This is a genomic window from Streptomyces sp. NPDC026500, from assembly GCF_055567635.1.
This window is the reverse complement of sequence record NZ_JBVHQB010000026.1, coordinates 113964-123136: the sequence shown is the minus strand read 5'-3', so window position 1 is coordinate 123136 and position 9173 is coordinate 113964. Positions and strand designations below refer to the sequence as shown.

Annotated in this window: 7 protein-coding genes and 1 pseudogene; 2 read left to right on the top strand and 6 right to left on the bottom strand. The window is 67.2% G+C overall.

Annotated elements, in window-relative coordinates; all coding sequences use genetic code 11:
• Positions 1-696 precede the first annotated feature (696 nt).
• Positions 697-957: a hypothetical protein gene (locus ACZ4N5_RS35575; RefSeq protein ID WP_467761157.1), complete on the bottom strand. Its 261-nt coding sequence runs from the start codon at positions 955-957 to the stop codon at positions 697-699.
• A 749-nt stretch (positions 958-1706) separates the two neighbouring features.
• Between ACZ4N5_RS35575 and ACZ4N5_RS35570 the strand changes: the two genes are divergently transcribed.
• Positions 1707-2900 (top strand): hypothetical protein, encoded by a 1194-nt coding sequence (locus ACZ4N5_RS35570; RefSeq protein ID WP_467761156.1) that lies wholly within the window; start codon positions 1707-1709, stop codon positions 2898-2900.
• Positions 2901-3437: 537 nt separating this feature from the next.
• Here ACZ4N5_RS35570 and ACZ4N5_RS35565 read toward each other — a convergent pair.
• Positions 3438-3797 (bottom strand): annotated as a pseudogene (locus tag ACZ4N5_RS35565) (transposase); the annotation flags it as partial.
• 367 nt (positions 3798-4164) lie between these two features.
• Here ACZ4N5_RS35565 and ACZ4N5_RS35560 point away from each other — a divergent pair.
• Positions 4165-4545, top strand: a complete 381-nt coding sequence (locus tag ACZ4N5_RS35560; protein ID WP_467761155.1) for a hypothetical protein — start codon at positions 4165-4167, stop codon at positions 4543-4545.
• A 161-nt stretch (positions 4546-4706) separates the two neighbouring features.
• On the opposite strand, the gene ACZ4N5_RS35555 is transcribed toward ACZ4N5_RS35560, so the two are convergent.
• From ACZ4N5_RS35555 to ACZ4N5_RS35540, 4 genes are all read right to left on the bottom strand, one after another.
• Complete coding sequence (locus tag ACZ4N5_RS35555; protein ID WP_467761154.1) at positions 4707-5999, bottom strand: pentapeptide repeat-containing protein; 1293 nt, start codon at positions 5997-5999, stop codon at positions 4707-4709.
• 86 nt (positions 6000-6085) lie between these two features.
• Positions 6086-6952 carry a serine/threonine-protein kinase gene (locus ACZ4N5_RS35550; protein WP_467761153.1) on the bottom strand — a complete coding sequence of 289 codons (867 nt, stop codon included), beginning with the start codon at positions 6950-6952 and terminating at the stop codon, positions 6086-6088.
• Positions 6953-7181: 229 nt separating this feature from the next.
• On the bottom strand, positions 7182-8156 hold the full coding sequence (locus tag ACZ4N5_RS35545; protein ID WP_467761152.1) for a transposase: 975 nt from the start codon (positions 8154-8156) through the stop codon (positions 7182-7184).
• Between the two features lie 259 nt (positions 8157-8415).
• Complete coding sequence (locus ACZ4N5_RS35540) at positions 8416-8907, bottom strand: transposase (protein WP_467761151.1); 492 nt, start codon at positions 8905-8907, stop codon at positions 8416-8418.
• Positions 8908-9173 lie beyond the last annotated feature (266 nt).

Genomic DNA, 9173 nt, shown 5'->3' with positions numbered 1-9173 from the left:
AGCGGGTACTTCCTCGGGGCAGGCATCTTCTGGGCTCCTCTCATGAGACCCATCTGACCTGCTGTCACCTTTCCCCGCATCTCGGGGGAACCTCATCTCCGTCGCCAGCACACCAGAAGACACGCACGGCACTGGGTGTGTTGTTCATCAGGGTGATCGGGGCGACGCTCTCGGGATCGGTCGGATCCGGGTTACAGCCGACAAGGCATAGACAGGCCGGACTCAGGAAGGCCAGCGTCACACAACGAGAGACACGGTTGATCAGATACTTCACTGCCCCCCCGGAGGTCGCTACGCGAATCCGCACCGTATCGCAAGATCGAGTATGCAGGTGTGTCCTGACCTGGCAAAACACCGACCGGAGCCTTCAGGACTTCCCCTACCCACCACCTACCCCAGCTCCCATCCTGTCTGCCGTCGACCCACACACCGTGGAGCGGGCGTGGTTCCTGGCGTCCAGGTGGAGCGCGCCACTGTACGAACGACTGTGAGAATTGGTTGCGGCCTCGCTCGGCGGTCTGCCCCACCGAACGATTGACGCTTCACGCTCCGCCGGCCGCCGCACCGGCCGCTGACACGACTATCCGTGCCGCCGCCGCGCAAACGACGGCGACTTGCCCCCTGGTCCACATGAGCCAAGAGGGTAATAGCCTTGCCTAGTAGGACCGTTGAGCTATATGGGGCCGTTTCCGGGGGTCATCGGCGGCCGCCGAGGCGGTCGGTGGATGTGGCCGCGACGGCGGCGAGCTGATCGGGGTCAGCGAGTTCGGTCAGTCCGTGGACGGCAGCGTCCATGCGGTCGGGGCTGTCCATCCCGACGACCCAGGTGACCATCTGGTCCTCCAACGTGACATGCGTGCCGACGTGGTGGATGAGGCCCTGCTCGTACAGCTGGGCGATAGGTTCGGCGCGTAGGCGTTTGCCGACCTTGGCGGTGACTTCGAGGACGCGGGGCATCTGCTGCTCGTCAAAGTGTTTCCCCAGGCTTCTCGGAACACTCCTCTTTTCCTCGTCTTTGCAGGTCAGCAGGTGCGGTGCTGCCCTGGCCGTGTTTATCATTCACAGGGTTTCACCATCCTTCCGGACCCAGATTGGACCCAGAGAAGCTCCGCCGGCAGGCTGTCCCGGCTTCAGCCGGGCGGGCTTCCGGCTGAAGCGCCGGGCTCGAAAGCACATCCAACGCAGACTCCTTGCGACGCGAAGAGGCCCTACCCCGCCTGGGGGGTAGGGCCTCCAGCCGTCTACGCGCGCGCCGTCCGGGCTGCTGCCCACAGGCTAGCTGCTCGGATGCCGTCGCGCGGAATGACGGGCATGCGGGGTCACCCTTGCTCCCCTGCGGGCGTCAGACGAAGCGACGGACCATGCGGGGGTAGCGCCGAGGTAAGCCCAAAGCCGCCAGTACTTGATCTTGGCGCCCTGCGCGGTATCAGCCGTCACCCATTCGGCCGAAGGTCGTTGGTGCTGATACTGACTGATCTCTGGGCCTGGGGCGGGACTTGTGACCTCGATCGGGGAGTCCCTTCGACGTGTGGGAGGCGGCCCGCCGAGTCCGTATCGAGAAGGCCATCGGAGAGCGGCTGGACATGCCGCGCCAGGATGACCGATCGATAGACGCCGTATTCAACTTCCGTTCGCCTGTCCGTTTCCGGTGAGACGGGCGCTGCCAGCACGCTGCTTCGGCACGGTCGAACTCACCGAGGAGACAAATGAAGAGAAGGTCGTTTGCAGCCGTGGGCCTGGCCCTGGCGTTCAGCGCGATATCGGCCACCGCCATGACGGCGAACGCGACCGACTCCGGGTCCGGGGCCCGTGCGCCGTTCACGCTCGCCGTGTACGGCGACGCCCCGTACGGCACCTCCCCGACCGACACCTCCGAGTTCGACGGGACGCCGGCGTTCATCGCCAACGTCAACGCCGATCCGGACGTCAGCACCGTGATCCATGTCGGCGACATCCACTCCGGCAAGCAGTACTGCACCGCCGCTTACGACCAGTCCATCGCCGCGCTGTGGAAGACCTTCGCGGATCCGATGGTCTACACCCCCGGCGACAACGAGTGGGCCGACTGCCACAAGGCCAAGGAGGGCGGCGGCACGTACAACCCGCTCACGGGGCAGATCGACTACGTACTCGATCCGGCCACCGGCCAGTCGGTGGACTACGCCTCCGGCAACCCGGCCGCGAACCTGGATCTGGTCCGCAAGACGTTCTTCCACGAGCCGGGCCACACCCTCGGCAGCGGGACACTGCGCGTCCTGTCACAGGCGCAGCTGCCGAACTGGGCGCACCCCGAGGACGCTAAGTACGTGGAGAACGTGCTCTGGGTCAAGAACGGCACCCTGTTCGTGACGGTCAACGTGCCCGGGGGCTCCAACAACGACGCCGACCCCTGGTACGGCGCGCCGACGGCCTCCCAGGAGCAGCTCGACGAGGCCGCCCAGCGCACCGCGGCCGACCTGCGCTGGCTGGACAGCGCCTTCGCGCTCGCCAAGGCCGGCGGCATGTCCAGCGTCGTCGTCACCACCCAGGCCGACATGTGGGACCTGGACGGCAAGACGGCCGACCACGTGGCGAACTACGAGCCGGTCGTCTCCAGCCTCGCCAGGCACACCGCCGCCTTCGGCAAGCCGGTGCTCCTGCTCGTCGGCGACTCGCACGTCTACCGCTCGGACAACCCGCTCACCCAGGGCGCGCGTTGCACGGGCGACGAGGACGTCTGCGCGTACGACGCCTGGAACAGCCACCCCGGCTACGCCGTCCGGAACTTCCACCGCATCGTCGTGCACGGAAGCACCACACCCCTGGAATGGCTGAAGCTGACCGTCACCCCAGGAGCCCACAACCCGACGACGTCCACCTCGCTCGGCCCGTTCACCTGGACCCGCATCACCGAGAGCTGAACAGCAAGACCAGCGGCGGCCCGAGGACTACCTCGGGCCGCCGCTGCCATGAGGAGTCAAGCGGCGCGAGCCGGGCGTAGAGGCCGTCCGTTGTGGGCCACACCACGCTGACGCTGTTCCCGATGCACAGGGTCGCCAGGTGCTCCGGCACAGGCGTCGGGTAAGAGCAGCGTCATGCCGTACGCGTCGAAGAACCGTCGGACATCCAGGAGCTCATCGAATGCCTGCAGGACGTGGGCACGCGCCCGGCTGCCGGAGCAGGACGCGCACGACCCCTCAGGGATCGTCTTCACCGTGCTCGCGGCGATGTCCGGCATGGAACGCGCGTACATCCGGGACTACACCCTCGAAGGACAGGTCATCGCCGCGTCCAAGGGCAACCACGGCGGACGCCCGGAGGTCATCGACGACGACATGCTCACCTTCGCCGTCGCGCTCAAGAACAAGGGCGTCCCCGTCCCCCAGATCGCCAAGAAGTTCACGATCAAGGTCGGGAAGAGGCTCTGTTCCGTAGTCGGTGGTGACGGTGCGTTCTCCCTATTGCAGGAAGATGCGGTGGCGGAGGAGGTCGAATCCTGCTCGGCCGTGCATCTGCCGCATGATCTTCTTGGTTCGGGTGTTGACGCCCTCTGTCCGACCGTTGTGGTGGGGCAGGGTGAGGCCGGCGTTCACGGCTGCGCGGTCAAGTTCGAGGCCGTTGCAGAAGCTGTGCAGGTGGGGCAGGCCGGTGGTGCGGACTGTGGCGATCCACTGGGTGAGCTTGTCGTCGTTGGCCTGGGCCGGGGTCAGGAGCGTGGCGAACTCGCCGGTGAGTCGGGCGACTGCGGTCATCTCTGGGCAGGCCGCGGTGAGGAGGCCGAGCAGGTCGGTGTCCTTGGTCCACAGGTGCTCGGGGTGTCTCGGGCGGTCCGTCGCGACGCTGCGCAGCACGCCGGATCGGGATCGGCGGCCCCTCCCACCGGCTCCGCCACCACCAGAACCACGCCGAGACGCTTCGCCAGGGAGTGAACGCCCGTGTCTCCTGAACTCGACGCCAGCATCGGAGAGTTGGAGCGAAACTGCCCCGAGTGCGGCACTGACTTCACGGTCGAGTCCGCAACCAGGCGCCGCAAGTGCTCGCCGACCTGCCGAGCGGGGAACCGCGCACCTGTCCAAGCTGGGGAACTGCCCGCAGTGCGACAAGGAGTTCGCCACCGACCTGAGCCGGAAGCGGAAGTTCTGCTCGCGCGAATGCCGAACGGCATCCCGCCGCAGCGAGGCCCACATGGAGACTCGGATCTGCCCCGTCGGCGAGAACCCGTTCCAGGCCGGCAAGACCGTCCGCACCGTCTACTGCTCGATGGTCTGCCGCCGCGAGGCCGAGCACCGCCGCGACCAGGCCCTGGACGAGGAACGAGCCCGCCGCCTCGGACAGGCACAACCCTCCGCACCCCCGGCCCGCATCGAACTCCCCCCGCCACCGCCCGTCCGCACCGCCTCGCGGCAGCAGACCCCGGTCCGCGACCCCCTGGAGCCGACCGCGACACGCGACTGCCCGCACTGCCAGCAGCCGATCACCATCGTCGCTCTCCTGACCACCCCGGAAGCCGCCCGACCGGTCATTGGCCGCCTCCCCGGTGTTCCCCCGTTGCGGAGAGTGCCCTGACCTGACCCGCCGTCAACCCTCGGGGCCCGCCGACCTTCGGTCGGCAGGCCCCGACGCGCTCTCCCCACTCCCCACCTTCCTCAGACCGTTGAACGGATCAACCAACTGGGGAGCAGGGAGCGAGCCTGGCATTTTTCGCGGATCCTCATCAGGTCTGGAGTTCAGCCCGTCCCGTCCTCGGGAGGCCGGAGGCGGCCCCATCGGACGTTGGCGCCGCTCAACTGTGCGTCGGCGAAGGTGACCCGGCCACCGTTCACCTGGGCGCGGACGAAGGAGACCATGCCGCCGCTGAACCTGGCGTGGCCGAGCGAGACGGTGCCTCCGTTGAATCGCCCGTGGTGGAAGGAGATTGTGCTGTCGGTGAACTGCCCATAGTCGAAGGTGACATTTCCACCGTCGAACCGTGCCGCGTAGAAGGTCACCGTAGCGCCCGTGAATTCCGCGTCGTCGAGGGCGAGGGCACCGCCAGTGAAGTGTGCGTGGTCAAAGCTCAACGTGCCTCCGGTGAACCGTGCGCGGCGGAAGGCGAGCGAACCATCGTCGAGTCGCGCCCGATTGAAGGTGACCGTGGCGTTGCCGAACTGCGCGTAGTCGAAGCCGACCGTGCCGCCAACGAACCGTGCTTCGTCCAACGTGAGCGTCCCGCCGCTGAGGCTCGCATGGTGAAACGTGATGGCGCCGAGACCGAGGAGCGCGCCGCGGAAGGAAACCGCGCTGCCGCTGAACCGCGCCTCGTCGAAGCTGACCGTAGCGCCCTGGAATTGCGCGTCGTTGAACGTGACCGCGCTGGCGCCGAATCGTGCGCCACGGAAGGTGACTGCCCCGTCGAGGAACCCGGCTCCGTCGAAGCTGATCAGGTCACCGACGAAGTCGGCATCGGCAAAGGAGACACTGCTGCGAAACTGGCAGCCGGAGAAGTCGCCTCCGTCGAAGGTCGCCCGGGTGAAATCAAGAGCGCAGGTCGACCAGGAAGACTCCTCTCGTGACTCCCGGAGGTGATCGTGGATGACCTGGATGATCGTCTGCCGTACCTCCCTTTCTCCCTTTCTGTACTGGTCGGACTCCGGCTTCCATTCGTAGGGCATGCGCAGATAGGCGCACAGGACGTCCACGCAGACCTGGCGTTGCTCCACCCAGTCGTCGGCCAGCCGGGCCATCGCGTATACGCCGGCGAGGCGTACGGCCGGTCCTTCGTGGCCGAGCTGGCCAGCTGCCGTGCTGTAGCGCTCGGCGAACTGGGTCGCGTCCGCCCGGTGGGCGTCCCCTTCGGCGATACGCTGCTTGCGGTAGGCGTACACACCCGCGAGCACCGCGCCGAAGACCGTCAAGATGGCGATGCTGAGCCTGATGCCGTCGGGAACGCTCAGGGTCTCCGTGGGTTCCGTCAGCCGGCGGACGAGCCAGTACGCCACGACGCCGGCGACGCAGACCGCGACCACAGCCAGACCGGCCACGATCCACACGGGCCACAGGTCCGGCGCGTACCGACCGCTCGTGTGCCGCCATCGGCGGGGCCACCAGCGTCTCCGGGACATCGTTTCTAGCTCGGCTGACCGCCCGCGGCGGAAATCAACTCCGCCACGAACTCCCGGCATGAACCGTAACGATGCTCAGGTGCCTTGGCCAGCGCCTTTGCCATCACGCTGTCGACGGCCGGCGCGAGCCCCGGGCATCTCTCGGAGAGGTCCGGTGGCGTGTCGTATTGGTGCGCCCACAGCAGCGCCATGTCGTCGTCGCGCTGGAATACGGAGCTACCCGCAAGGGCCTCATATACGACGCAGGCGAGGTTGTACAGATCGCCCCGACCGTCTACATGACAGCCGGAGATCTGCTCGGGGGACGCGTAGTCCCAGGTGCCCACGAACTGACCCACCGTGGTGAAGGACGTCTCCTCCAGCGATGGTTTCGCCAGCCCGAAGTCCATGAGATACGCGTAGTAGGGATCGTCGGCGACATCGCTCCTGGCCAACAGGATGTTGCCGGGCTTTACGTCCCTGTGTACGAGACCGTGCTCGTGCGCGGCGTCGATCGCCGACGCCACCTGCGCGGCGATGCGCATCGCAGCCGGCACCGGCAGCGGACCGTCCCGTTCCAGGAGAGCTCCCAAGTCCGGCCCGGAAACGTAACGCATGGCGATGTACAGGACTCCGTTGGCCTCTCCGGCTCCGAAGATCGGCACGATGTGCGGATGATCGATCGCAGCGGCCATGCGCGACTCATGGATGAAACGTCGACGGAAAACGTCTGCGTTCGTCAATTCGGGGGCGAGCGCTTTCAGCGCCACGATGCGGTCCAGCCGCAGATCCTTCGCGAGGTAGACGACGCCCACTCCCCCGCGGCCGATCTCACGCTCCACCTGGTAGCCCGCGATCTGCGAACCGAGCTGAATGGGTTGATTTCGGGCCACCTGCCGAAATTAGCATCCGGACGCCTCGGGCCGATGGATATCGGTGAGGGCGCTGTGGCGCGATGTCGGGCGTGGACCGTCCTCTACGGGCCGCCGACTGATGTCGGTGCCCGTCGAGCATCCGGTCTGCGCGTGGTCCGAACCCGGTCAGCTGACCGGGTTCGAGTTCCGATACACGGCCTAGCTTTTGGCCTAGCTTGACTCTGTCGGGGATCTTGGAGCGCCGAGGTCAACTGCCCAGGGTTCGCCAGGACTTCGGCCGGGGTATCTCGCGCTGGTCGAGGTAGTTCTGGAAGGCAGTCGGTCGGCGGGGAGTGGGGGCTTCTTCGGTTGGAGGCAGTCCGCTGAGGCGCTCGATGTTGACGGCGATGGCCGTCAGGACGTGCTGGATGTGGGCCTTTCCCTGTCCTCGGTAGCGGCAGCGCCGCATGCCGTATCCGTGGGCGAACTCGTTGACCGTGCCCTCCACTCCGGAGCGGACCGCGTAGCGGGTCTTCCACTCGGGTGTCTGTTGCTCGGTGCGGACGCGAAGTTGCAGGTCGCGGAGTTCTCGTGGGGGAAAGCCCACGGTGCGGGTGCTTTCGCGGGAGGTGGTGCACTGGGTGCGGGCCGGGCAGGGCTGGCACTGGCTTTTGGTGAACCTGGCCACGATCAGCGGGGCTGCGGTGGGTGAGGAGGTCGGATAGGGGCCGTGCCAGCCCTGGCTGACCTGGCCCTGGGGGCAGGTGACCTGCTGGCGGTCGTAGTCGATGTGGAAGTCGTCCCGGGCGAAGCCCTCGTCCCGGCGGTGTTGCCGGGTGGGGTTGCTCCGGAGTGCTCCGGAGACGGTGACCTGGTGTTCACGGGTGGCTTGTTCCAGGTGGGGCAGGGAGGTGTAGCCGGCGTCGACCAGGTGCTCGGCCGGCAGCAGTCCGCGGCGTGACAGACGGGTGTGGATGCCGGGCAGGACCTGGCTGTCGTGGGTGGTGGCCGCGGTGGTGGCCACGTCCGTGATCACGTTGGGGCCGTCGGGAGCACAGGTTTCGGTCAGGTGAGCGGAGAACCCCTTCCAGCTGATGATGTGTCCGTGGCGTGCGTAGCGGGCCGGGGTGTCGTAGGGAGAGACGACCGCGCGGGACGAGGGCGGCAGCCCGGGTCCGCCTTCCTTCTCGGCGGTGCGCCAGCGCAGGTGTCCTGCGGCGTCACGGTGGTAGTTCTGCACCATGATCTGGCGCAGGACCTGGATACGAGGGCCGGATACGCAGTCTGCTCCGGGCCGGTAGAGGTGTTCCAGGAGCCGGACGGCGTCGTTTCCGGTGGCAAGGATCCTGGTCTTGGGCTTGGTGGGGTTCTTTCCCAGGCGGACCGGTCGGCCGTAGCGGCGCCCCCAGTCCTCATCGACCAGTTCGTCCAGCAGGTGCGGGAGGTGTCGGCGACTTCTTCCAGTGCGGCGCGGACTGCCTCGGTGATCAGCTCCAGGCGGGTCAGGTCACGCACCGCGGCCAGGACATGGGTGGAGTCGGTGCGCTGGGTTGTGCGCTCGTGCACCAGGCCAGCCTCCTTGAGGCGGGCCAGCGCGAGGTCGAGGAGCGGTCAGCACGGTCGCCTTCGACGAGACGATCACGGAAATCGGCCAGCACACTGTGGTGGAAACCGGGGTCATCCAGCTCCATGGCCATCGCGTACTTGAAGTCGATGCGGCAGCGGATCGCCTCGGCGGCCTGCCGGTCCGACAGACCGAGCAGGAACTGCAGCACACTGACGGTAGCCAGTTGAGCAGGCGAGAGACCTGGACGCCCGTCACGCGGGTACCAGTCGGCGAAGTCCTCGTCGTGCCACAGCCCGTCGAGGCGGTCTCTCACCCATATCGCCGTCGTACCGCCCGGGTTGCTCGCCCGCGTGACCTGCGCAGTCAGAGGCGGGACCTGCTCACCGGAACGTGGGCGGAGGGACAACGGGCACCTCGACAGCTGCATCGGTCATCGGAACTACCCGAGCATGCCCGTTGACCATGCTGCCGCACCGCGAAACTCCAAGATCCCCGACAGAGTCAAGCTAGGTCCCGGGCGTAGCGGTAGGACGGCACGGCTCTGCCCGCGCATGTGCGGCCCGGCCTGGGCGATCGTCGGCGTCGCCGACGCCAGCATCTTGTCGAGAGTCCGGCCCGGGTCCAGCGGCGCCTCCCGGGAGGTGATGCCGCAGGTCGTCTGCCTGACGGCTGCAGGCCTACGTCTGATGTCAC

Bases quoted from the DNA above. Each gene is read 5' to 3' on its own strand.
- ACZ4N5_RS35575 (WP_467761157.1), bottom strand. From the start codon at position 957: ATGCCCCGCGTCCTCGAAGTCACCGCCAAGGTCGGCAAACGCCTACGC.
- ACZ4N5_RS35570 (WP_467761156.1), top strand. From the start codon at position 1,707: ATGAAGAGAAGGTCGTTTGCAGCCGTGGGCCTGGCCCTGGCGTTCAGC.
- ACZ4N5_RS35560 (WP_467761155.1), top strand. From the start codon at position 4,165: ATGGAGACTCGGATCTGCCCCGTCGGCGAGAACCCGTTCCAGGCCGGC.
- ACZ4N5_RS35545 (WP_467761152.1), bottom strand. From the start codon at position 8,156: ATGGTGCAGAACTACCACCGTGACGCCGCAGGACACCTGCGCTGGCGC.
- ACZ4N5_RS35540 (WP_467761151.1), bottom strand. From the start codon at position 8,907: ATGCAGCTGTCGAGGTGCCCGTTGTCCCTCCGCCCACGTTCCGGTGAG.